The organism is Streptomyces flaveolus (assembly GCF_000716535.1).
Classification (GTDB): Bacteria; Actinomycetota; Actinomycetes; order Streptomycetales; family Streptomycetaceae; genus Streptomyces; species Streptomyces flaveolus_A.
The window spans coordinates 73,017-96,579 of the sequence record NZ_JNWV01000004.1 but is presented as its reverse complement, the minus strand read 5'-3'; the positions used below and the strand labels follow the sequence as shown (position 1 = coordinate 96,579).

General features: G+C 72.4%; 20 protein-coding genes and 1 riboswitch. Of the genes, 12 read left to right on the top strand and 8 right to left on the bottom strand.

Features of this window, described 5'->3' with window-relative positions:
- The first annotated feature begins 119 nt into the window (after nt 1-119).
- The 5 genes from OO52_RS04145 (at nt 120) to OO52_RS04125 (ending at nt 7,182) form a co-directional block, all read left to right on the top strand.
- Nucleotides 120-1,355, top strand: a complete 1,236-nt coding sequence (locus OO52_RS04145) for a sensor histidine kinase (protein ID WP_234337884.1) — start codon at nt 120-122, stop codon at nt 1,353-1,355.
- 288 nt (nt 1,356-1,643) lie between these two features.
- Nucleotides 1,644-2,969 (top strand): sensor histidine kinase, encoded by a 1,326-nt coding sequence (locus tag OO52_RS04140; RefSeq protein ID WP_030641072.1) that lies wholly within the window; start codon nt 1,644-1,646, stop codon nt 2,967-2,969.
- A gap of 217 nt (nt 2,970-3,186) precedes the next feature.
- Nucleotides 3,187-3,858 (top strand): response regulator transcription factor, encoded by a 672-nt coding sequence (locus tag OO52_RS04135; RefSeq protein ID WP_030641071.1) that lies wholly within the window; start codon nt 3,187-3,189, stop codon nt 3,856-3,858.
- Nucleotides 3,859-4,199: 341 nt separating this feature from the next.
- Entirely contained in the window at nt 4,200-6,128 is a 1,929-nt protein-coding gene (locus OO52_RS04130) for a 2-oxoacid:acceptor oxidoreductase subunit alpha (protein WP_030641070.1), read from the top strand.
- Nucleotides 6,121-7,182 carry a 2-oxoacid:ferredoxin oxidoreductase subunit beta gene (locus tag OO52_RS04125; protein WP_030641068.1) on the top strand — a complete coding sequence of 354 codons (1,062 nt, stop codon included), beginning with the start codon at nt 6,121-6,123 and terminating at the stop codon, nt 7,180-7,182. The genes OO52_RS04130 and OO52_RS04125 overlap by 8 nt, the downstream gene beginning before the upstream one ends.
- 13 nt (nt 7,183-7,195) lie before the next feature.
- On the opposite strand, the gene OO52_RS04120 is transcribed toward OO52_RS04125, so the two are convergent.
- Nucleotides 7,196-7,642 (bottom strand): winged helix-turn-helix transcriptional regulator, encoded by a 447-nt coding sequence (locus OO52_RS04120; RefSeq protein WP_030641066.1) that lies wholly within the window; start codon nt 7,640-7,642, stop codon nt 7,196-7,198.
- Between the two features lie 89 nt (nt 7,643-7,731).
- Here OO52_RS04120 and OO52_RS04115 point away from each other — a divergent pair, with 89 nt between their 5' ends.
- The 3 genes from OO52_RS04115 to OO52_RS04105 all read left to right on the top strand — a co-directional run bounded on the left by OO52_RS04115 (nt 7,732) and on the right by OO52_RS04105 (nt 10,248).
- Complete coding sequence (locus OO52_RS04115; protein ID WP_030641064.1) at nt 7,732-8,586, top strand: SDR family oxidoreductase; 855 nt, start codon at nt 7,732-7,734, stop codon at nt 8,584-8,586.
- A gap of 122 nt (nt 8,587-8,708) precedes the next feature.
- Entirely contained in the window at nt 8,709-9,707 is a 999-nt protein-coding gene (rarD, locus tag OO52_RS04110) for an EamA family transporter RarD (RefSeq protein ID WP_030641062.1), read from the top strand.
- Nucleotides 9,708-9,780: 73 nt separating this feature from the next.
- Nucleotides 9,781-10,248, top strand: coding sequence for a VOC family protein (locus OO52_RS04105; RefSeq protein ID WP_030641060.1), 468 nt, complete (start codon nt 9,781-9,783; stop codon nt 10,246-10,248).
- A 31-nt stretch (nt 10,249-10,279) separates the two neighbouring features.
- Here OO52_RS04105 and OO52_RS04100 read toward each other — a convergent pair whose 3' ends face one another.
- Nucleotides 10,280-11,272, bottom strand: coding sequence for a hypothetical protein (locus OO52_RS04100; RefSeq protein WP_234337883.1), 993 nt, complete (start codon nt 11,270-11,272; stop codon nt 10,280-10,282).
- Between the two features lie 195 nt (nt 11,273-11,467).
- On the opposite strand from OO52_RS04100, the gene OO52_RS04095 reads away from it, so the two are divergent.
- Nucleotides 11,468-12,070, top strand: a complete 603-nt coding sequence (locus OO52_RS04095) for a flavodoxin family protein (RefSeq protein WP_030641056.1) — start codon at nt 11,468-11,470, stop codon at nt 12,068-12,070.
- Between the two features lie 7 nt (nt 12,071-12,077).
- On the opposite strand, the gene OO52_RS04090 is transcribed toward OO52_RS04095, so the two are convergent.
- From OO52_RS04090 to OO52_RS04075, 4 genes are all read right to left on the bottom strand, one after another.
- Nucleotides 12,078-12,962 (bottom strand): ABC transporter permease, encoded by an 885-nt coding sequence (locus OO52_RS04090; protein ID WP_030641054.1) that lies wholly within the window; start codon nt 12,960-12,962, stop codon nt 12,078-12,080.
- Nucleotides 12,949-13,923, bottom strand: a complete 975-nt coding sequence (locus tag OO52_RS04085) for an ABC transporter ATP-binding protein (protein WP_030641052.1) — start codon at nt 13,921-13,923, stop codon at nt 12,949-12,951. Before OO52_RS04085 ends, OO52_RS04090 begins: the two co-directional genes overlap by 14 nt.
- 54 nt (nt 13,924-13,977) lie before the next feature.
- Entirely contained in the window at nt 13,978-15,189 is a 1,212-nt protein-coding gene (locus tag OO52_RS04080) for a LolA family protein (RefSeq protein WP_030641050.1), read from the bottom strand.
- A 256-nt stretch (nt 15,190-15,445) separates the two neighbouring features.
- On the bottom strand, nt 15,446-16,456 hold the full coding sequence (locus OO52_RS04075; RefSeq protein ID WP_030641048.1) for a polyprenyl synthetase family protein: 1,011 nt from the start codon (nt 16,454-16,456) through the stop codon (nt 15,446-15,448).
- A 544-nt stretch (nt 16,457-17,000) separates the two neighbouring features.
- Nucleotides 17,001-17,183, top strand: a riboswitch (cyclic di-AMP (ydaO/yuaA leader).
- A gap of 3 nt (nt 17,184-17,186) precedes the next feature.
- Here OO52_RS04075 and OO52_RS04070 point away from each other — a divergent pair.
- Nucleotides 17,187-17,675: a transglycosylase SLT domain-containing protein gene (locus tag OO52_RS04070; protein ID WP_030641047.1), complete on the top strand. Its 489-nt coding sequence runs from the start codon at nt 17,187-17,189 to the stop codon at nt 17,673-17,675.
- 53 nt (nt 17,676-17,728) lie between these two features.
- On the opposite strand, the gene OO52_RS04065 is transcribed toward OO52_RS04070, so the two are convergent.
- The gene (locus OO52_RS04065) at nt 17,729-18,541 is read right to left on the bottom strand and encodes a Cof-type HAD-IIB family hydrolase (protein ID WP_030641037.1); all 813 of its coding nucleotides are present in this window, start codon (nt 18,539-18,541) and stop codon (nt 17,729-17,731) included.
- A 251-nt stretch (nt 18,542-18,792) separates the two neighbouring features.
- Between OO52_RS04065 and fahA the strand changes: the two genes are divergently transcribed.
- Complete coding sequence (gene fahA, locus OO52_RS04060; protein ID WP_030641035.1) at nt 18,793-20,010, top strand: fumarylacetoacetase; 1,218 nt, start codon at nt 18,793-18,795, stop codon at nt 20,008-20,010.
- A 309-nt stretch (nt 20,011-20,319) separates the two neighbouring features.
- Nucleotides 20,320-21,258, top strand: a complete 939-nt coding sequence (locus tag OO52_RS04055; RefSeq protein WP_030641033.1) for a M56 family metallopeptidase — start codon at nt 20,320-20,322, stop codon at nt 21,256-21,258.
- A gap of 81 nt (nt 21,259-21,339) precedes the next feature.
- Here the strand turns inward: OO52_RS04055 and recQ are convergent, their stop codons facing one another.
- Entirely contained in the window at nt 21,340-23,358 is a 2,019-nt protein-coding gene (recQ, locus tag OO52_RS04050) for a DNA helicase RecQ (RefSeq protein ID WP_030641031.1), read from the bottom strand.
- Nucleotides 23,359-23,563 lie beyond the last annotated feature (205 nt).

Here is a 23,563-nt window from a genome sequence, read left to right as displayed (position 1 = left end):
GACAGTCGGTACCCGGGCGTGAGACAGCCGGTACCCGGATGGGGTGGGGTTTTCCCCCGGCGGCGGAGGGCGGCGTACCGCATGGCGTGGACGGTGCCGCGCACGGCAGGCTGATCAGCATGACCGCTCCCAGCCCCGCCGCCGACCGGACCGGCGGCACCGACGAACGTGACGGCCGTGCCGGAAACGGCGGACACGACGGACACGACGGCCTGCACCGGCTGCCGCCGCCCCGGCCGGCCTATGAGGCCCACACCTGGAAGGAGATCGCGTATCTCCTGCTGAACCTGCCGGTGGCGCTGTTCGGGTTCACGTACGCGGTCACCGTGCTGGTGGCCGGCGGCACCCTCACCCTCACCGTGATCGGCCTCCCGCTGCTGGCGCTGTCCCTGCTGGGCGCCCGCCAGCTGGGCAAGCTGGAACGGGCCCGGGCCCGGAAACTGCTCGGGGTGCGGGTGGAGGAGCCGTCGCCGCTGCCGCTCGCCAAGGGCGGGGGCCCGGTGCAGCGGCTGTGGATGGCGCTGAAGGACCCGGTGGGCTGGCGGACGCTGCTGTACGACGCCATCCGGCTGCCCTGGGGCATCCTCACCTTCGTGACGGTGCTGACCTCGCTGTTCGTGCTGTGGCCGGTGCTGCCGTACCTCGCGCGGGGCATGACGAACCTGGACCGGGCGATGGTGCGGGGGCTGCTGTCACCCTCGGACGAGCTGGAGCGCCGGATCGCCGAGCTGGAGTCCGACCGCGGGATCGTGGTGGACACGGCGGCGGCGGATCTGCGCCGGATCGAACGGGACCTGCACGACGGGGCCCAGGCGCGGCTGGTCAACCTGGCCATGGGGCTGGGCCTCGCCAAGGAGAAGCTGCTGGAGGACCCCGACGCGGCGGCGGCGATGGTGGCGGAGGCGCACGGCGAGGTGAAGCTGGCCCTCCAGGAGCTGCGCGACCTCGCCCGGGGCATCCACCCGGCCGTGCTCACCGACCGCGGCCTGGACGCCGCCCTGTCGGCGGTGGCCTCGCGCTGCACGGTGCCGGTGACGGTGACCGTGGACCTGCCGGCCCGGCCTGCGGCGGCCATCGAGGGCATCGCCTACTTCACCGTCTCCGAGCTGCTCCAGAACATCAGCAAGCACAGCGGGGCCCGGTCCGCCACCGTCGACGTCTGGCGCACGGACGAGCGGCTGCTCATCCAGGTCCGCGACGACGGCCGCGGCGGCGCCCGGCTGGACGGGGGCAGCGGGATGCGGGGCCTGGCGGACCGGCTGGGCGCGGTGGACGGCCTGTTCGTGGTCGACTCCCCCGCGGGCGGCCCGACGGTGGTCACGGCGGAGCTGCCCTGGCGCGACCGGCAGGAGTAGCCCCCGCCCTCGTATGGCTCGGGAGTAGCCCCGCCCGCACAGGGCCGGCCGACGCCGCCACGCGCGCGTGAGACGCGGAAACGCCTCACGTGCGCGTGGCGGCGTTTCCGCACCGCGCGTCGATGGCGCCCACGGGCTGACCACGGCACTACGGCCGAGCGGAGCGCAGGGGTGGGGAAAACCCCCCGTCCAAGACGCCGACGGACTCCATACCCCGGGAACGCCCGGCGGACGACCCTGGATGTACGGCAGGACCGCCGCCGGAACGAGGAGAACGGGACGACACCGATGGTCACGGACTACGGACAGGGGTACGCCACCCGCAGCGAGCCGCGGCACCGGCTGCCCGCCGGGCTGCGGGCGCCCTTCGAGGCGCGGAGCCGGCGGGAGTTCGGCTACGTGCTGCTGAGCCTGCCGGTGGCGACCGTCCTGTTCAGCTGGACGGTGACGATGGTCACGCTCGGCGCGGGCCTGCTGGTGACCTTCCTCGGCATCCCGGTGCTGGCGGCGGCGCTCGCCGGCTGCCGGGGCTTCGGCGTGCTGGAGCGGGCGCGGGCGCGCGGCCTGCTCGGCCTGGAGGTGGCCGACCCGGAGCCGCTGCGGCCGCGCAAGCCGGGCGCGGCGGCCTGGATGGGCGCGCTGCTCAAGAGCGGTGCCTCCTGGCGGCACGCGCTGTACGCGCTGGTGCAGTTCCCGTGGGCGGTGTTCTCGTTCTCGGTGGCGGTGACCTTCTGGTCCTGCGGCTGGGCGCTGCTGACCTATCCGCTGTGGTTCTGGGTGTTCCCGGCGTACGCCGGCGAGGGCGGGATCCAGCTGTACGGCGACGCCCACCACAGCGTCTATCTCGACAACCCCTTCGAGATCACCGTCACCGCGCTGATCGGGCTGGTGTTCACGCTGGCGACGCCCTGGCTCGTACGGGCCCTGACGACCGTGGACGGGCTGCTCGTGCGCGGGCTGCTCGGGCCGTCGCCGCTGTCGGCCCGGGTGGTGGAGCTGGAGTCGGACCGGGGGGTCGTGGTCGACACGGCCGCCGCCGATCTGCGCCGCATCGAGCGGGACCTGCACGACGGCGCGCAGGCCCGGCTGGTGAACCTGGCGATGGATCTGGGGCTGGCGAAGGAGAAGCTGCGGGAGGACCCGCGGACGGCGGCGCGGATGGTGGAGGAGGCGCACGGCGAGGTGAAGACGGCCCTCCAGGAGCTGCGCGACCTGGCCCGGGGCATCCACCCGGCCGTGCTCACCGACCGCGGCCTGGACGCCGCCCTGTCGGCGGTCGCCTCCCGCTGTGCGGTGCCGGTGAGGGTCGAGGTCGACCTGCCGGCCCGGCCGGCGCCCGCCATCGAGGGCATCGCGTACTTCACCGTCTCCGAGCTGCTCCAGAACATCAGCAAGCACAGCGGGGCCCGGTCCGCCTCCGTCGACGTCTGGCGCACGGAGGACCGGCTGATGCTCCAGGTGACCGACGACGGCGTGGGCGGTGCCGACGCCTCCGGGGGCTCCGGGCTGGCCGGTCTCGCCGCCCGGCTGGACGCGGTGGACGGCATCCTCGTGGTGGACTCCCCGGCGGGCGGCCCCACCCGGGTGATCGCGGAACTGCCCTGGCGCGGCTGACGGCCGGAGCGGCGGGAACGCCGTACGCCCCTCGCGCCGTACGACGACCCCCGCCGCCGAGAACACCCCCGCACGGTCCGGCCGCGTCCCCGGTATTCCCCCGATATTCCCCTCGGTCCGGCGGCGGACCGGGGGGATTGCTGGAATGCTGGACCCCCGGAGGACGCCCCGGGCGGACGGCGTCGCGGGGGATCGGGCTTGGGGGGCCGTAAGAATCGTGGAGGACAGGGTGCGGGTGGTCATCGCCGAGGATTCAGTGCTGCTGCGGGAGGGCCTGACCCGGCTGCTGACCGACCGCGGGCACGATGTCGTGGCGGGCGTCGGCGACGCGGACGCGCTGGTGAAGACCATCTCCGAGCTGGACGAGCGGGGTGAGCTGCCCGACGTGGTGGTGGCGGACGTACGGATGCCGCCGACGCACACCGACGAGGGCGTCCGGGCGGCCGTACTGCTGCGCCGGCTGCACCCCGGGCTCGGGGTGCTGGTGCTGTCGCAGTACGTCGAGGAGCGCTATGCCACGGAACTGCTGGCCGGTTCCAGCCGGGGCGTCGGCTATCTGCTCAAGGACCGGGTGGCGGACGTCCGGGAGTTCGTGGACGCGGTGGTGCGGGTCGCCGAGGGCGGTACGGCGCTGGACCCGGAGGTGGTCGCGCAGCTGCTCGGCCGCAGCCGCAAGCAGGACGTGCTGGCGGGGCTGACGCCCCGGGAGCGCGAGGTGCTGGGGCTGATGGCGGAGGGGCGGACGAACTCGGCGATCGCCCGGCAGCTGGTGGTCAGCGACGGCGCCGTGGAGAAGCACGTCAGCAACATCTTCCTGAAGCTCGGCCTGGCCCCGAGCGACGGGGACCACCGGCGGGTTCTGGCCGTGTTGACCTACCTGAACTCCTAGCGGGCCGGTCCGGTGTCAGCCCCCCGTCAGCGGCGCGCCGGCCGCTCCCGGCTCGGTGTGCGGCGGGTACCCGGGAGGTGGGCCCCGAGCGATCCGTAGGGGGCGACCGGGGGTCCGGACGGGAGCCGGAGGAGAGAACCTGTACACGCGCGGGGAGCGCCTTGACCGGTGCTCAGGCGATGCGGGACATGATGTGCACACAGCGCGACAGGCCGTCTCGAAATGTCGTCCAATCCTCGGATGGCCTCGGGAAGGCGACCCTAACCGACGTAGGGTTGATCCTGGGATGGTCCGTGGGACGACCAGGCCCCGGACAGCCGCCTCGAAGGAGGTCCAGTTCAGTGACCAGCCAGGTCAGCAGCCCAGCGGAGCAGACCGACGGAACCGTCGTGGGAGAGCAGCGCAAACCGGGCGGCGCGAAGGACGTGCGGCGCCTGGACCGGGTGATCATCCGGTTCGCGGGGGACTCGGGTGACGGCATGCAGCTCACCGGGGACCGTTTCACCTCGGAGACCGCTTCCTTCGGCAACGACCTCTCCACCCTCCCGAACTTCCCCGCCGAGATCCGCGCCCCCGCCGGCACCCTGCCGGGTGTCTCGTCCTTCCAGCTCCACTTCGCCGACCACGACATCCTCACCCCCGGTGACGCGCCGAACGTCCTGGTCGCCATGAACCCCGCCGCCCTGAAGGCCAACATCGGCGACCTCCCGCGCGGAGCCGAGATCATCGTCAACACGGACGAGTTCACCAAGCGCGCCCTGCAGAAGGTCGGGTACGCCAGCGACCCGCTCCAGGACGGCTCGCTCGACGGCTACAGCCTCCATCCGGTGCCGCTGACCACGCTGACCGTGGAGGCGCTGAAGGAGTTCGACCTCTCCCGCAAGGAGGCCGAGCGCAGCAAGAACATGTTCGCGCTGGGCCTGCTGAGCTGGATGTACCACCGGCCCACCGAGGGCACCGAGAAGTTCCTTAAGTCGAAGTTCGCGAAGAAGCCGGACATCGCGGAGGCCAACATCGCGGCCTTCCGCGCGGGCTGGAACTTCGGCGAGACGACCGAGGACTTCGCGGTCTCCTACGAGGTCGCGCCGGCCACCAAGGCCTTCCCGGTCGGCACCTACCGGAACATCTCCGGCAACCTCGCCCTGGCCTACGGCCTGATCACCGCGTCCCGCCAGGCGGATCTGCCGCTGTTCCTGGGGTCGTACCCGATCACGCCGGCCTCGGACATCCTGCACGAGCTGAGCAAGCACAAGAACTTCGGCGTGCGCACCTTCCAGGCCGAGGACGAGATCGCGGGCATCGGCGCGGCGCTGGGCGCGGCGTTCGGCGGCTCGCTGGCGGTGACCACGACGAGCGGCCCCGGTGTCGCCCTGAAGAGCGAGACGATCGGTCTCGCGGTCTCGCTGGAGCTGCCCCTGCTGGTGGTGGACATCCAGCGCGGTGGCCCGTCGACGGGTCTGCCGACCAAGACCGAGCAGGCCGACCTGCTCCAGGCGATGTACGGCCGCAACGGCGAGGCGCCGGTGCCGGTGGTCGCGCCGAAGACCCCGGCCGACTGCTTCGACGCCGCCCTGGAGGCGACCCGGATCGCGCTGACGTACCGGACGCCGGTGATGCTGCTGTCGGACGGCTACCTGGCCAACGGCTCCGAGCCGTGGCGCATCCCCGACCTGGACGAACTGCCCGACCTGCGGGTGCGGTTCGCCTCCGGCCCGAACCACACGCTGGAGGACGGCACCGAGGTCTTCTGGCCGTACAAGCGGGACCCGCGGACCCTGGCCCGGCCGTGGGCGATCCCGGGCACCCCGGGCCTGGAGCACCGCGTCGGCGGCATCGAGAAGCAGGACGGCACGGGCAACATCTCCTACGACCCGGCCAACCACGACTTCATGGTCCGCACCCGGCAGGCCAAGGTCGACGGCATCGAGGTCCCCGACGTGGAGGTCGACGACCCGGACGGCGCGAGGACCCTGGTCCTCGGCTGGGGCTCGACCTACGGCCCGATCACGGCGGCGGTACGGCGGCTGCGCGCGGCCGGCGACTCGATCGCCCAGGCCCACCTGCGCCACCTCAACCCCTTCCCGCGCAACCTCGGCACGGTTCTGAAGGGCTACGACAAGGTCGTCGTCCCCGAGATGAACCTCGGGCAGCTCGCCACCCTGATCCGGGCGAAGTACCTGGTCGACGCCCACTCCTACAACCAGGTCAACGGCATGCCGTTCAAGGCGGAACAGCTCGCCGCGGCGCTGAAGGAGGCCATCGATGACTGACGCCACCAACGGGCTGCTGCAGCTGGTCCCCAAGGCCGAGGCCAAGCAGTCGATGAAGGACTTCAAGTCGGACCAGGAGGTGCGCTGGTGCCCGGGCTGCGGTGACTACGCGATCCTTGCGGCCGTCCAGGGCTTCATGCCGGAACTGGGCCTGGCGCGGGAGAACATCGTCTTCGTCTCCGGCATCGGCTGCTCCTCCCGCTTCCCGTACTACATGAACACCTACGGGATGCACTCCATCCACGGCCGTGCCCCGGCCATCGCGACGGGCCTGGCCTCCTCCCGCCGGGACCTGAGCGTGTGGGTCGTCACCGGTGACGGCGACGCGCTGTCCATCGGCGGCAACCACCTGATCCACGCCCTGCGCCGCAACGTCAACCTGAAGATCCTGCTGTTCAACAACCGGATCTACGGCCTGACGAAGGGCCAGTACTCGCCGACCTCCGAGGTCGGCAAGATCACCAAGTCGACGCCGATGGGCTCGCTGGACGCGCCGTTCAACCCGGTGTCGCTGGCGATCGGCGCGGAGGCGTCCTTCGTGGCGCGCACGATCGACTCGGACCGCAAGCACCTGACCGAGGTGCTGCGCGCCGCCGCCGAGCACCCGGGCACGGCGCTGATCGAGATCTACCAGAACTGCAACATCTTCAACGACGGCGCGTTCGACGCCCTGAAGGACAAGCAGCGGGCCGAGGAGGCGCTGATCCGGCTGGAGCACGGGCAGCCGATCCGGTTCGGTCCCGACGGCGCGAGAGGGGTCGTGCGCGACGGGCGGACCGGCGATCTGAAGGTGGTGACCGTGACCCCGGAGAACGAGGCGGAGGTCCTGGTGCACGACGCCCACGCCGCGTCCCCGACCACGGCGTTCGCCCTGTCCCGGCTGGCCGACCCGGACACCCTGCACCACACCCCGATCGGAGTCTTCCGCTCCGTCGAACGGCCGGTCTACGACACCCGGATGGCCGAGCAGCTCGACACCGCGATCGAGCAGCACGGCAAGGGTGACCTGGCCGCGCTGCTGGCGGGCGGGGACACCTGGACGGTCGTCGGCTGATCCGTCCTCCGGTTCAGGAGGCCCGGGACTGGTTCTCCCGGGCCTCTTCGTATGCGCGGCGGTCCTCTTCGTGTGCGCGACGGCTCTCGTCGTAGGCCCGGCGGGCCTTCTCCACCGCGTCCATGCGGTGGTGCGTCCACTGGGCGAGGGTCCGGACCTGCTCCGCCGCCTCGCGGCCGAGGTCGGTGAGCGAGTAGTCGACACGCGGCGGGATGACCGGCTTGGCGTCCCGGTGGACCAGGCCGTCGCGCTCCAGGGTCTGCAGGGTCTGGGTGAGCATCTTCTCGCTGACGCCCCGGCCGCCGTTGCCGCTGATCGCACGGCGCAGCTCGCTGAACCGGTACGGCCGCTCCAGCAGCTCGATGAGGACGAGGACGCCCCAGCGGCTGGTGACGTGCTCCAGGACCAGGCGGTGCGGGCACATCGCCTCGGCGTCCACCACGTTCTTGCTTACCGACATACCAGTACCTTACTTCAAAGTGGGTACTTTCGCTGAGTTAGTGCAGCTCCTAGGGTGAGTGACATACCCACCGAGAAGGAGCCACCCCCATGAGCATCGTCGTCACCGGAGCCACCGGACACCTCGGCCGCCACGTCGTGGAGCAACTGCTGGAGAAGGTCCCGGCCGCGCAGATCACCGCCGTCGTGCGCGACGAGGCGAAGGCCGCCGACCTCGCCGCCCGCGGCGTGAAGCTGGCCGTCGCCGACTACAACGTCCCCGAGACCTTCGACGGCTTGTTCGCCGCCGGCGACAAGGTCCTGCTGATCTCCGGCAACGAGTTCGACAAGGGCCGGGTGGGGCAGCACACGGTCGTCATCGAGGCGGCCGAGGCGGCCGGCGTGGCGCTGCTCGCCTACACCAGTGCCCCGGGCACCCTGACGGCCGCGCTGGCGGACGACCACCGGGCGACCGAGCAGGTCCTGCTCGCCTCCGGCCTGCCCTACAGCCTGCTGCGCAACGGCTGGTACCACGAGAACTACACCGAGAACCTGGCGCCGGTGCTGGAGCACGGTGCGGTCGTGGCCGCCGCCGGTGACGGCCGGGTCTCCTCGGCCGCCCGCGCCGACTACGCCGCCGCCGCGGTCGCGGTGCTGACCGGCGAGGGTCACGAGAACTCGACGTACGAACTGGGCGGCGACGAGGCGTGGAGCTTCGCCGAGTACGCGGCCGAGCTGAGCCGGCAGACCGGCAGGGAGATCGTCTACAACCCGGTCCCGGTGGACGCCCTCACCGGCATCCTGACCGGCGCCGGGGTGCCCGCGCCGGTGGCCGGGATCCTGGCCGGCGTGGACGCCTCGATCGAGAAGGGGGAGCTGGTCGTCTCCTCCGGCGATCTGTCCCGGCTGATCGGCCGCCCGGCCACGCCGCTCGCGCAGGCCGTCACCGCCGCGCTCAAGGGCTGACACGGACGAGCCGCCCCGGATGTCATGACCGTATGGCGATACGAGCATGACATCCGGGGGCGCCCGGCGTTACCTTCGTCCTCGTGCGTCCACGCCGGACGCGCGGGCGAGAAGGAGGGGACGTGGCCGGGACGTCCGAGGGTGAGCACCGCACAGGCCTGCTGAACGGCTTCGCCGCCTACGGGATGTGGGGCCTGGTGCCCCTGTTCTGGCCGCTGCTCAAACCGGCCGGCGCCCTGGAGATCCTGGCCCACCGCATGGTGTGGTCCCTGGTGTTCGTCGCCGCCGCGCTGCTCTTCGTGCGCCGCTGGGCCTGGGCCGGAGAGCTGCTGCGCCAGCCCCGGCGGCTCGGCCTCATAGCCGTGGCGGCCGCTGTCATCACCGTGAACTGGGGCGTCTACATCTGGGCGGTGAACGCCGGCCATGTCGTCGAGGCCTCGCTCGGCTACTTCATCAACCCGCTGGTCACCATCGCGATGGGCGTGCTGCTCCTCAAGGAGCGGCTGCGGCCCGTGCAGTGGGCTGCGGTCGGCGTGGGCCTCGCCGCCGTCGTCGTGCTGACCGTGGGCTACGGCCGCCCGCCGTGGATCTCCCTCTGCCTCGCCTTCTCCTTCGCCACCTACGGGCTGGTGAAGAAGAAGGTGGACCTCGGCGGTGTCGAGTCGCTGGCCGCCGAGACCGCCATCCAGTTCCTGCCGGCGCTCGGATACCTGCTGTGGCTGACCGCGCACGGCGAGGCCAGTTTCCTGAACGAGGGCGCCGGACACGCCGCCCTGCTCGCCTCCACGGGCATCGTCACCGCCCTCCCGCTGGTCTGCTTCGGCGCGGCGGCGATCCGCGTGCCCCTGTCCACGCTGGGCCTGTTGCAGTACCTGGCCCCGATCTTCCAGTTCCTGCTCGGCGTCCTCTACTTCCACGAGGCCATGCCGGCCGAGCGGTGGGCCGGGTTCGCGCTGGTCTGGCTGGCGCTGATCCTGCTCACGGGCGACGCGCTGCGGTGGGCGAGGCGACCGGCAAGGCTCACCGTGCCGGCGGCCCGCACGATCGGGACATCGACGTCGGCTTCGACTTCGACTTCCGCTCCGGCTCCGGCTCCGGCATCGACCCCGGCAGATGCCTGACCCGAGGGGCCCACGTCACCCGAGTGGGCGGAGTGATCCCCTCCGCCGGCGCGTCCGGCTATAAGTGGGAGCCATGACCACTCAGGCGCCCGCCCCCCTGCACTGGAAGCTCGTCATCGACGCGGCCGACCCGCACGCACAGGCCGACTTCTGGGCCGCCGCGCTGCACTACACCCCCGAGGACAACAGCGCCCTCGTCGAACGGCTGCTGTCCGTCGGCGCGCTGTCCGGGGAGGCCACCGTCGAGTACCACGGGCGGGCCGCGTTCCGTGACCTGATCGCCGTACGACACCCCGACGACCCGTACGACCCCGAGACCGGCACTGGGCTCGGACGGCGGCTGCTGTTCCAGCGGGTACCGGAACCGAAGACCGGGAAGAACCGGCTCCACCTCGACGTCCACGCCGGACCGGAGCGGCGCGCGGACGAGGTGACACGGCTTCAGGCGCTGGGCGCCCGGGTGGTGCGGGAGGTGAAGGAGCCCGCGGGCCAGTGGGTGCTGATGGCCGACCCTGAGGACAACGAGTTCTGCGTGCAGTGACCCCGGGCGCGCCTGCTCGGCGCGCAGCCGGTCACGCCTGCGCCGCCGCCTTCGCCGCGCGGTCGCTCAGGCGGACCATGCGGGCGCGGGCGGACTCCAGCAGGCCCGTGTCGTCCGCGGCGGGGCCCGGCTCGGCGGCGAGGTCCGTCCACAGGTCGATCAGGTCGCGCCCCAGCCGCAGGCCCTCCTCGGGGTCGCGCACCGCGCGCCAGGCGGTGGCCGCGCTGCGCACGTTGTCGTAAGCGGCCTCCCCGTCCCGTGCCTGCCGGCGCAGCCCGGCGACGTCCAGGGACAGCCGGAAGGCGCGGACCGGGTCACCGGCCAGATAGGCGATGTAGGCGGACAGCTCGCGCAGGTGCAGCGCCTCGGCGTGGCGCGGGCCGAACACGGCGGACGCCTCGGCGAGCGTCCGGTCGGCCAGTTCCGCCGCCGTGTCGATACGGCCCGACCGCACGGCCTCGTTGATCCGGCGCAGCGGCTCGGTGAGCAGCTCCGCACCCTCTGCGGTCTCGGTCAGCGGCCCGTCCCCGAGCACCTCCTCGGCGACCGCGTCGAACCCGCGGGCCGGGGTGGGGGTGGGGGCGGAGGGCTCCGGCGGTACGGCGGCGAGGGGGCTGTGGGCCGCGGGGCTCCGCGTGTCCGTGTCGGACTCGTTCATCACCGGCGCCGGTCCGAACTGCCCGGTCGGGGCCTGCCCGGTGCCCGGCGTCCCGGCCGCCGCCGGCCGCGGGGCCACCCGGACCGCCTGCCCCGTCACCCGGCTGGAGCCGTCCGCCGAGACCTCCAGGGGGACCACGCAGCCCGCGAGGTCGTCGTGGACCGTGGCGCGTATGGGCGCGCCGACGCTGATGGCCAGGCGCTGGAGGTGGTTGAGCACGGCCTGCTGGATCTCCTCGCCCGGTGCCGGCACGACGGACGCCCCGTCCACCGACGCACGTCCCGCGCCGGAGACCCGGACGGACACCGTCGCCGCGGACCCCACGGGCTGCCGCGGCCGCTTCTTCTCGAAGCTGACTCCAGCCATCGGTGTCCCTCACTCCCCCGGCGTCGCGATCCGGTCGTACGTGTCCTGCCCACCAGTGTGTCCGCTCCCCCGCGGTTTCCACGTCACCGCGACGTCACAGCCTCGCACCAGCCGCACCCTGGCGCAGGCTGAATGCATGTGCATAGAATGCACGCGCATTCAATCGCGGTACGACATGACGCATCTGGGGGACCCATGAGCCGCCGCTTCCTCTTCGTCCTGGGCAGCGCCCGAGAGGCGGGCAACACCGAACAGCTGGCCCGGGAGGCCGCCGCACAGCTACCCGGCGACGTCGAACAGCACTGGATCCGCCTCGCCGACCACCCCCTGCCCGACTTCGTCGACCTGCGGCACGACAGCGACCACGTCCGGCCGTCCTCGGACACCCCGGCCGGCCTGCTGCTGGACGCCACGCTGGCGGCCACGGACATCGTGATCGCCTCGCCGCTGTACTGGTACTCGGTGTCCAGCCTGACCAAGCGCTACCTGGACTACTGGTCGGCCTGGCTGCGCACCCCGGGCGTCGACTTCAAGGCGGCGATGGCCGGCCGGACCCTCTGGGGCATCGCCGCGCTGGCGGACGACGAGCCGTCGGTCGCCGACCCGTACGCCGGCACGCTCAACAACTCGGCCGCCTACCTGCGGATGCGCTTCGGCGGGGTGCTGCTCGGCAACGGCAGCGCGCCCGGCGACGTACGCAAGGACACCGAGGCGCTGGCACGCGCGAAGACGTTCTTCGCGCAGGACGCGCCCCTCGCGCGCTTCCCGTACGAGACCGCCGGCGCCCCGCTCCGGTGAGCGGGCGCTAGGCGTTGATGTCCTTCGCCGTGAACCGCGCCCAGGCCGCCGCGCCGAACACGGCCGCGTACAGCCCCTGGAGACCCAGGTTCTTCACCAGGTCGTCCCAGTAGACGGGGTCGCGCATCAGATCGGCGAAGGACAGCCAGTAGTGCGAGAACAGGTACGGCTGGAGCGCGTGCAACTGGGGTATCTGGTCGACGATCTGCACGGTGATGAGCAGGCCCACCGTGGTCGCCATCGCCGCGATGCCGCTGTTGGTGAGCGTCGACACGAACAGGCCGAGGGCGGCCACGCCGACCAGTGAGGCCGCGACGACCAGGGCGATCAGCAGGGCGCGGCCGAGCCCCTCGGCGAAGCTGATCCGGGTGCCGGAGATCGTCGTCAGCTCGCCGAGCGGGAAGAGCAGCGCGCCGACGAGCAGCGCCGAGACGGCGACGACCAGCGTGGCCAGCAGACAGAAGGCCAGCACGGTCGCGTACTTGGTGAGCAGCAGCCTGGTGCGGCCGGCCGGGGCGACCAGCAGATAGCGCAGGGTGCCCGCGCCGGCCTCCCCGGCGATCGCGTCGCCCGCGACGACGCCGACCGCCATCGGCAGGAAGAACGGCAGGGTCGCGGCCAGCGCGGTGAAGACCAGGAACAGGCCGTTGTTGGTGATCTGCGAGATGAACGCCGGGCCCTCGCCGCCGCCTCCGCCCGCCGGCCCGCCGCCCCGCGTCTCGATCTTCACGGCGATCCCGACCAGCACCGGCACCGCGGCCAGCACCCCCAGCAGGGCGAGCGTGCGCCAGCGGCGGACGGTGGTGACCAGCTCGCTGCGCAACAGCCCGAGGGTCCACAGCGGGTTCGGCCGGCGCCCGGCGCCCGCCTGGAGCACATCAGCCCGCGACATCGAAGCCCTCCCCGGTCAGCGCCACGAACGCGTCCTCCAGCGAGGCCCGTTCGACGGTGAGGCCCCGGACCCGGACGCCCGCCGTGACCAGGGCCGCGGTCACCTCGGCCAGATCCCGCGCGGGCGGCTCACCGGTGACCCGGTCGCCGTCGGCCGCCACATCCCCGACGCCCAGTTCCTTCAGCACCCGCGCCGCCTCGGCCGGGTCCGGGGTGGTCACCACCAGCCGGCCGCGCGCCCCGGCGGCCAGATCGGCCACCGCGCCCTGGGTGACGAGCCGGCCCTGGGCCATGACCGCCGCATGGGTGCACACCTGCTCGATCTCGTCGAGGAGGTGGGAGGAGAGGAAGACGGTCGTGCCGTCGGCGGCCAAGTCCCTGATCAGGGTGCGGATCTCGCGCATGCCCTGCGGGTCGAGGCCGTTGGTGGGCTCGTCCAGGACGAGCAGTCTGCGCGGCTGGAGCAGCGCGGCGGCCAGCCCCAGGCGCTGTTTCATGCCGAGCGAGTACGCCTTCGCCTTCTTGCCGGCGGCGGCCGCGAGACCGACCCGGTCCAGTGCCGCGGCGACGCGGGCGCGCCGGGTGCGCGGGTCGGCGGTCGGATCGGCGGCGTCGTAGCGCAGCAGGTTGTCCCGGCCGGAGAGGAAGCCGTACAGGGCGGGGCCCTCGATGAGGGCGCCGACCTGCGGAAGGACCGTACGGGCCGCGCGCGGCATCGGCCGGCCGAGCACCCGGGCGGTGCCCGCGGTGGGCTCGATGAGCCCCATCAGCATGCGGATCGTGGTGGTCTTGCCGGAGCCGTTCGGGCCGAGGAAGCCGAAGACGCTGCCCGCCGGGACGGTCAGGTCCAGACCGTCCACGGCGAGCTGTCCGCCGCGGTAGCGCTTGGTGAGGCCGCGCGTGGCGATCACGCTCGCCGTCGCGTCGTCCGGGTCCCGCTGCGTGGCGGACGGTTCGTCCATCGGCTCCCCTCGGTTCATCCGGTGCGTCTCATCCGGTGCGGTGTGCCCGGGCGGTCACTTCCCCGCGTCGGCCGCCTTCACCAGGGCCTCCTTGGTCACCGCGCCGGCGTACACCTTGCCGTCGTCGGTGATCAGGGCGTTGACCAGGCGGGTGGAGAAGACCGTGCCCTTGCCGAACTTCCCGGAGACCGGTTCGCCGAGCGAGCCGAGGAAGCCGCCGAGGTCACCGCCCTGGGAGCCGGTCGGCAGGCCGCCCTTGGCCCCGGTGTCGAAGGTGGCGACGGACGTCCAGCCCTTGCCCAGCACGTTCAGCCCGTCCATGCCCTCCAGGCCCCCGGCGAAGTCCTCGCCGTGCTTCGGGGCCTGCTCCCGGGCCTCGGCCGCGTCCTTCCCCTCGGTGACCTTCGCGCCCTTGGGCGGCGTGAAGTCGAAGGTGGAGGCGGCCGGCCGGGCGAAGGAGACCTGGGTGAAGCCCGCGTCGAGCACGGCGGCGCCGCCGCTCCTCGGGGTCAGCGTGAACTTCAGCGGCATGCCGGTCTTCGCGTCCACGGCGATGCTGATCGCACCGACCGTGGTGCCGGACTGCTTGGGCCGGATCAGCAGCTTGTAGGCGTCGCGCCCGGCGACGTGGGCGGTGCCGTCGACGGTGACGGACGTGGTGTCGTCCACCGACTTCAGGGCCTCGTCGGCGAAGTCCTTGGGCGTGGCCGGCGGCTCGGCCTCACGGTCCTTGCCGGAAGCGGCCCCCGTGGAGTGGTAGACCTCGTTGCTCTTGCTGTCGTAGCCCCAGACGTCCTTGCCGTCGTGGATCAGGCTGTACTCGGCGCCGCTCTCCAGCAGCGACAGCTTCTGCCGGTCCGGGCCGTCGGCGGCGACGCGCAGGGTGTGCGTGCCGGAGACCAGCTCGGTGAGCTTGGCCTGCGGGTCGGCGGAGGAGCCGTCGTCCGAGCCGCCCCGGCCCGCGCCGGACATCAGGCCGTCCTCCAGGCCGCCGAGGTCGGGCAGGCCGAGGTCGGTGCTGACCTTCACCGTGCCGGACAGCTGCTGCACGTCCGACTTGGCGATCTTCTCGATGAGCTGCTGTGCGCTGATCTTCGGCAGGTCGGGGTCACCGGAGTCGGCGAGCGCCGGGACCAGCCCGATCGTGGCCGCCGCCACCCCCACCACCGCGACCGGCACGGCGTACCGGGCGGCCTTGCGCCGGCCGGAGCGCGGCTGCTCGTCCCGTGCGGCGCCCACTGCGTCGTCGGATTCGTACGGTGCCATGTGTGCCTTACCTCCGTCGTCGGCGGCGGCTGTCCTCACGCTGGTCCGCTGGTCCACCCTGAGCCGCCATTCTCACCCGAATCGGTGAGGAGTGGTGATTTCCGTGGTGTCCATCTGACCAAATCGCCCGTGAACAAGCGTCAGACCTCGGAGCCAACTCCGTCTACACCTGCGGTATGACACCCGGCGGCGGATTCTCCACCCGACCCGTAGGGGTCGTGCCGGACACCGGCGCCCGTACGGGTGACCGGCACGGTCAGCCGGCGCGGTGCACGACCGCGTCGCACAGCTGGAGCAGCGCCGCCTTGGCGTCGCACTCGCGCAGCGGGGCAAGCGCGGACCGCGCCTCCTCCGCGTACCGCACGGTGTCCCGGCGGGCCTGCTCCAGCGCGGGGTGCGCGCGCAGCGCGGCCAGCGCCTCGGCGTGCCGGGCGTCGTCGCTGAGGTCGGAGTCCAGCAGCTCGCACAGCGCGACGTCCTCGGCCAGCCCCAGCCGGGCGGCCCGCTCGCGCAGCCGGAGCACCGGCAGGGTCGGGATGCCCTCGCGCAGGTCGGTGCCCGGGGTCTTGCCGGACTCGTGGGAGTCGGAGGCGATGTCCAGGACGTCGTCGGCGAGCTGGAAGGCGACCCCGAGCCGTTCGCCGTACTGGGTGAGCACGTCGACGATCCTCTCGTCGGCGCCGGACATCATCGCGCCGAACCGGCAGGACACCGCCACCAGGGAGCCCGTCTTGCCGGCGAGCACGTCCAGATAGTGCTCGACCGGGTCTCGGCCGTCCGAGGGACCCGCCGTCTCCAGGATCTGGCCGGTGACGAGCCGTTCGAACGCGAGGGCCTGCACCCGGACCGCCTCGGGACCGAGGTCGGCGAGGATCTGGGAGGCGCGGGCGAAGAGGAAGTCGCCGGTGAGGACCGCGACGGAGTTGCCCCAGCGCGTGTTGGCGCTGTCCACGCCACGCCGTACGGCCGCCTCGTCCATGACGTCGTCGTGGTACAGCGTGGCCAGGTGGGTCAGCTCCACGACGACGGCCGACGGCACCACGCCCGGCGCGTAGGGGTCGCCGAACTGGGCGGCGAGCATCACGAGGAGTGGCCGGAACCGCTTCCCGCCCGCACGCACGAGGTGCTGCGCGGCCTCCGTGATGAACGGGACCTCGCTCTTGGTGGCTTCGAGCAAGCCTTCCTCGACAGCCGCCAATCCGGCCTGGACATCGGCTTCCAGAGCCTGGTCCCGCACGCTCAGCCCGAACGGCCCGACGACGGTCACGAGGGGTCTCCTGTCTGCTGGTGTCTGCTGGCGGTTACACGGTTTGTCGATAGGTCGCTGCCATCACTCAAGTCAGCGTATCCGGTCCTCTTTCGATCACCGATAGCGCCCACCGGTCCAGCCCGGGCGATACCGGATCATGACCGGCATGGTTTTGATCACACGGTGTGAACGGATATTTATCCATATAAGAGTAATCCGGACACTCTGCCCTCACCTGGACAACGACGCGCCCCGCATGCCGGGTTCCACCATCAGCCCGACTTCAGGCGTGAATCCCCCTAATCCCCCATGTCCGACTTAAAGCTGTTTGCTATTTCGTGAATTGGGTCACGCGTCCGGCTGACCCGGCCCCCTGGCCGGACCCCTCGTGACCCCTTGCGCCGTCGGCGAGTTGAGGATTGGCAACCGCAAAGGATCAAGCACCTCATACACCGTCGATCAAGGTCAAATCGCACGTTGTGCGAATCCAGCCCTTGTTCCCGACATGTGCTCTCGCATACGTTCCGGGCCGTCGGGCGGACGCCGAATCCTGCCGCCGCCCGCATACCCATCGACGAACTCATTCGCACGGCAGGAGCGGGGGACCCAGGTAAGCCGCCGGTCCGCACGGCACACGCCGTGCCGGGACGGCTCGGGGTGAAGCCATGCCTCCGTCAGGGGCACGGCCGGGCACCTCCCCGCCCGAACCCGACAGCTCACCTCGCAGGCGCCGGAGAGGAACGACCCCATGTCTGCTGTCGCTCAGCCCCGCCGTACCCGGAACAGCCGCCTCGTCCGCGCGCTCACCGCCGCCGGCACCGGCGCCGCCGTCCTCGTGCTGCCGCTCATCGGCGCGACCAGCGCCTCCGCGGCCCCGGCCACCGCCACCACCGCCGCCACCACCCCCGCCGGCTACCCGAACAACCTCGACGGCTGGATCCGCGAGTCGCTCGCGATCATGGCCGAGAAGCGGATCCCTGGCACCTACAACGGCATCTACCGCAACATCATCCGCGAGTCGTCGGGCAACCCGAAGGCCATCAACCTCTGGGACTCCAACGCCGCCAAGGGCATCCCGTCCAAGGGCCTGCTCCAGGTCATCGACCCGACGTTCAACGCCTACCACGTGGCCGGAACGTCCTTCGACATCTACGACCCGGTCGCCAACATCACCGCCGCCTGCAACTACGCGGCCGCGCGGTACGGGTCCATCGACAACGTGTTCGGCGCGTACTGACCGACACCGCCACCGGCGGCCGGGCCCGGGCCGGGGCGCCACTGACATTCCGGTCAGTCGGTCGGGAACAGTCCTTCGAGGACGACGGCGATGCCGTCGTCCTCGTTCGACAAGGTGATCTCGTCGGCCACCGCCTTGAGTTCGGGATGCGCGTTGGCCATGGCGACACCGCGCCCGGCCCAGTCGAACATCGGGATGTCGTTGGGCATGTCACCGAACGCGAGAGCCCGGTCGGCGGCGATCCCGAGCCGTTCGGCGGCCAGCGCCAGCCCGGTCGCCTTCGTCACCCCGCACGGCTGGAGCTCCACCGTGCCCGGCCCCGACATGGTGACCGACGCGAGCGAGCCCACCGCCGCCCGGGCCACGGCCGCCAACTCGTCGTCGGACAGGGTGGCGTGCCGCAGCAGCACCTTGCTGATGGGCGCGGACCACAGGTCGTCCCGCCGGGCGACCCGCACCGCGGGCAGCGTCGGGTGGGGCATCCGGTAGCCGGGCTCGATGAGCGTGAGCCCGTCCACGCCATCCTGGTCGACCGCCGCGTAGACCTGCCCCACCTCCGCCTCGATCTTGCCGAGCGCGGTCTCGGCCAGCTCCCGGTCCAGCCGGACCGACCACAGCAGGCGGTCGGTCCCGGCGTCGTAGACCTGGGCCCCCTGCCCGCACACCGCGAGCCCGGCGCAGCCGAGGTCCGTGAGCAGCGGCCTTACCCGCGGGGCCGGGCGGCCCGTCACCACCAGGTGCCGGGCGCCGGCCCGCGCCACCCGCGCGAGCGCGGCGAGGGACCGGTCCGAGACGGTGTCGTCGCCGCGCAGCAGCGTCCCGTCCAGGTCAGTGGCGATCAGTGCATATGCCGGGGTGGGTGCCATGATCAGAGAATACGGACAGGTCGGCCCGCCGACTCACCTGTCATTCCCCGCACTTACGTGCCGCTCCCGCCCAACCCCTCGCCGTGGACGGCGCGGTGGGCGGCGCCCGGCCGTGGGCAGGCGGAGCTCCCGGCCGAAGCGGGCGCGCTGGTGCGGCACTGCCCAAGACACGCAGCTCAGCCGTAACGTGTGGCCCGACCACATGGAACGCATCGCCATGCATGGCCCGGATGAGAGCGAGGCAGCACCCCATGCCCCCCTTCGACGTCCCCGAGGGCGACCCCTTCGGTCCGCACAACCTCCCCTACGGCGTGTTCTCGCCCTCCGGCAGCACCGAGCGGAGGATCGGCGTCCGGCTCGGGAACCACGCCCTCGACGCGGGCGCCGCGGCCGCCGCGCTCGGCTCGCCCCACCAGCCGCTGCTCGCCCGGCCCACCCTCAACCCGCTGCTGGCCGCCGGCCGCTCCACCTGGTCGGACGTACGGCGCGCCCTCACGTCCTGGGTCACGGACCCGGCGCACCACGCCACCGTCGAGCCGCTGTTCCACCCCCTCTCCGAGGTGACCCTGCACCTGCCCTTCGAGGTCGCGGACTACGTCGACTTCTACTCCTCGGAGAACCACGCCCGGAACGTCGGCCAGATCTTCCGCCCCGACGCCGAGGACTCCCTCACCCCCAACTGGAAACACCTCCCGATCGGTTACCACGGCCGCTCCGGCACCGTGGTCGTCTCCGGCACGGACGTCGTACGGCCGTCCGGGCAGCGCAAGGCCCCGGCCGACCCCGCGCCCGTCTTCGGCCCCTCGATCCGGCTGGACATCGAGGCCGAGGTCGGCTTCGTCGTGGGCGTGCCGTCGCGGCTCGGCAGCCCCGTCGCGCTCGGCGACTTCCGGGAGCACGTCTTCGGGCTGTGCCTGCTGAACGACTGGTCCGCGCGGGACATCCAGGCCTGGGAGTACGTCCCTCTCGGCCCCTTCCTCGGCAAGTCCTTCGCCACCTCGGTGTCGGCGTGGATCACCCCGCTGGACGCGCTGGAGCACGCGCGCGTGGCGCCTCCGGAGCGCACGCACCCGCTGCTGCCCTACCTGGACGACTCGGCGCCCGGCGCCGAACCCGGCGGTTACGACCTCCGCATCTCGGTCGCGGTCAACGGCCACGTGGTCTCCGAACCGCCCTTCTCCACCATGTACTGGACCGCCGCCCAGCAGCTCGCCCACATGACCGTGAACGGCGCCTCGCTGCGCACGGGCGACCTGTACGGCTCCGGCACGGTGAGCGGTCCCACCGAACGCCAGCGCGGCTCCCTGCTGGAACTGACCTGGAACGGCCGCGACCCCCTCGAACTCCCGGACGGCAAGCGGACCTTCCTGGAGGACGGCGACGTGGTCACCCTGTCGGCGTGGGCCCCGGGCGCGGACGGCCACCGGGTGGGGCTGGGCGAGGTCAGCGGGCGAGTGGTATCGGGCTGACGTCCCGGGGGTTGCGGAGCGAGGAAGTCGGGCGGGTACGCCGAGCGAGCCGGGTGACCCGCCCGACGACCGGGTAGCTCGCCCGACGGACCGCTCGGATGCGGTGACGGTCACGGACCTGCACCGGTCAGACACGGCGGGAGTCACGGGCCTTGGCCGGTCCGGCTGATCGGTGTCGACACCTGACTCCGGCCGCCCGTCTTCGTCATACTGACGGGGACACGCACCACGCGCGAGCCGCCGTCGCGTGACGCGTGCCCGGCACCACCGTCACCCGCACACCTCTCCGACCAGAACCGGAGCCCCGGCATGACTGTCTGCCTGCTCCTGCTGAGCGTCGTCGCCCTGACGGCCGCCGTACCGGCGCCGCGCGCGCTGACCCGTGCCGCCTGGACCGAGCGGGAACCCGTGGTCGCACTGTGGGTGTGGCAGTGCCTCGTCGCCACCGTCCTGCTGTGCTGCCTGACCGCGCTGGTCCTGGGCGCGGCGGCCGTCTTCCACACCGTCCGCGACCGCGTGTTCGCACCCGCCCCGCCCGCCGTCACCGCCGCGTACGACCTGTCCACCGCGCCGGTGTGGGCCGCCGCGCTCACCGTGCTGCTGGCCTGTGGGGCCGCCTGGACGACGGCGATGCTGGCCCGCGAACTCGTCGAAGCCCGCCGCAGCCGGGTCCAGGCCCGGGCGCACCTGCGCGAGCGCGCCCCCGAGCTACCGGCCGGGCTGCCGGCGGCGCGCGGCCCGATGCTGGTGCTGGAGGACGAGTACCCGGACGCCTGGTGGATGCCGGGGCACCCGCCGCAACTGGTCGTCACCACAGGGGCGTTGCACCGCCTCACCGACCTTCAGCTCGACGCCGTCCTCACCCATGAGCGCGGGCACGCGCGCGCCCACCACGACTGGCTGCTGCACCTGTCCACCGCCCTCGCCACGGGCTTCCCCCGCGTGCCGCTCTTCGCCCACTTCTGCGACCAGACGCACCGCCTGGTCGAACTGGCCGCCGACGACACGGCCTCCCGGCGCTGCGGGCACCTCACCACGGCCCTCGCCCTGATCGAGCTGAACCAGCACCGGGGTGTCCTGTCCTGCGACTCCAGCCGTCGTCTCCTGGGCGAGCGCGTGGACCGCCTGCTGGAGCCGCCGCCACGGCTGCTGCGCCGGCACCGGGCGCTGACGACGACGGTGGCCGCGCTGGTACCGCTGCTCCCGCTGCTGATCACCTTCGCCCCGGGTTTGACGGCACTGTCCTGAGGGGCTGGTACGCCGTCCCGAGGGTCTGGCGGCACTGCGCTGGCCCGTCCCGGTCGTCCCCGGTCACCCGGTCATCACCGGCTACATCCAGTCGTCCGGTTCCGGCTCGTCCGACGGCTCGGGCCAGTCGGCGTCCTCGATGTCGGCGGTGTCGGCGGTGTCGGCGGTGGCCGGGGCGTCGGCGGCAGCCGGGGCAGCCCCGTCGAGGGAGGCCAGCACCTGGAGCACCCCTTCGCCGTACGTGGCCAGCTTCTTCTCGCCGACGCCGTTCACCGTGCCCAGCTCCCGCACCGAGCCGGGCCGCCGGGTCACGATCTCGCGCAGGGTGGCGTCGTGGAAGATCACGTACGCCGGGACGCCCTGTTCGCGGGCCTGTTCGGCGCGCCAGGCCCGCAGGGCCTCGAAGGCGGGGAGCAGCGCCTCGGGCAGCTCGTCCGCGACGGCCTTGGCCTTGCGGTCGCCCCCGGAGGAGCCGGTGGACCGCGACCGGGAGGCGGTCGGCTTCTTCGGCTCCTTGCGCAGCGGCACCTCGCGCTCGCGCCGCAGCACCGAGCCGCTCGCCTCGGTGAGCACCAGCGTGCCGTACTCCCCCTCGACCGCGAGGAGCCCCTGGGCCAGCAGCTGCCGGACGACCCCGCGCCACTCGCCCTCGGAGAGATCCTGGCCGATGCCGAAGACGGACAACTGGTCGTGGTCGAACTGGATCACCTTGCCGGTGCGCTTGCCGAGCAGGATGTCGACGATCTGCATCGCGCCGAACTTCTGCCCGCGCTCCCGCTGCAGCCGCACCACCGTGGAGAGCACCTTCTGCGCGGCGATGGTGCCGTCCCAGGTCTCGGGCGGGGTGAGGCAGGTGTCGCAGTTGCCGCAGGCCGCGGCCTCGGGGTCCTGACCGAAGTAGGCGAGCAGCTGGCCACGGCGGCACTGGGCGGTCTCGCACAGGGCGAGCATCGCGTCGAGGTGGGCGGCGGCCCGGCGGCGGAACGCCTCGTCGCCCTCGCCGGACTGGATCAGCTTGCGCTGCTGTATGACGTCGTTCAGGCCGTACGCCATCCAGGCCGTGGACGGCAGACCGTCGCGGCCCGCCCGGCCGGTCTCCTGGTAGTACCCCTCGATCGACTTGGGCAGGTCCAGGTGGGCGACGAAGCGTACGTCCGGCTTGTCGATGCCCATGCCGAAGGCGATGGTCGCGACCACCACCAGACCGTCCTCGCGCAGGAACCGGGCCTGGTGCGCCGCGCGCGTGGCCGCGTCCAGGCCCGCGTGGTACGGCACCGCCGCGATGCCGTTGGTGTCGAGGAACTCCGCCGTGCGCTCCACCGAGTTGCGCGAGAGGCAGTACACGATGCCGGCGTCGCCCGCGTGCTCCTCGCGGAGGAAGGCGAGGAGCTGCTTCCTGGGGTCGGCCTTGGGCACGATCCGGTACGAGATGTTGGGCCGGTCGAAGCTGGCGACGAAGTGCCGGGCCGTCGGCAGGTTCAGCCGCTGGGTGATCTCCTGGTGGGTGGCGCGGGTGGCCGTGGCGGTGAGGGCGATCCGCGGGACGTCCGGCCAGCGCTCGCCGAGCAGGGAGAGGGAGAGGTAGTCGGGGCGGAAGTCGTGGCCCCACTGGGACACGCAGTGGGCCTCGTCGATCGCGAAGACGGAGATCTTGCCGCGGGAGAGCAGGTCCAGCGTGGCGTCCACGCGCAGCCGCTCCGGCGCCAGGTACAGCAGGTCCAGCTCGCCGGCCAGGAACTCGGCCTCGACCATGCGCCGCTCGTCGAAGTCCTGGGTGGAGTTGATGAAACCGGCGCGCACGCCGAGGGCGCGCAGGGCGTCCACCTGGTCCTGCATGAGGGCGATCAGCGGCGAGACGACCACGCCGGTGCCGGGCCGGACCAGGGCCGGGATCTGGTAGCAGAGCGATTTGCCGCCGCCCGTCGGCATGAGGACGACGGCGTCGCCGCCCGCCACCACATGCTCGATGATCGCCTGCTGCTCGCCCCGGAAGGCGTCGTAGCCGAAGACCCGGTGCAGCGTGGCCAGCGCCTCGCTGTCGGCCGCGCCCGGCCCCTCGGTCACCTGTGCCATCTCGCTGATCCCGCCCGTCACGCCCATCGTCCTGTCCCCCGTCGGTCCCCCGTGTGTCGTCTCTCGACCGCTGCCTCCACCATAGGGGTCCGGACCGACAGCCCCGGAGTTATCCACAGGCTCGGTCGTTTCCGTACGGCATCGGTCAGCCGCGGCCGACGTGCCCCAGAGAACGCCGCTGCCCGGCGCCCTCCTGCGAGGGTGCCGGGCGGCGGCTCGGGTGACGCGGGCG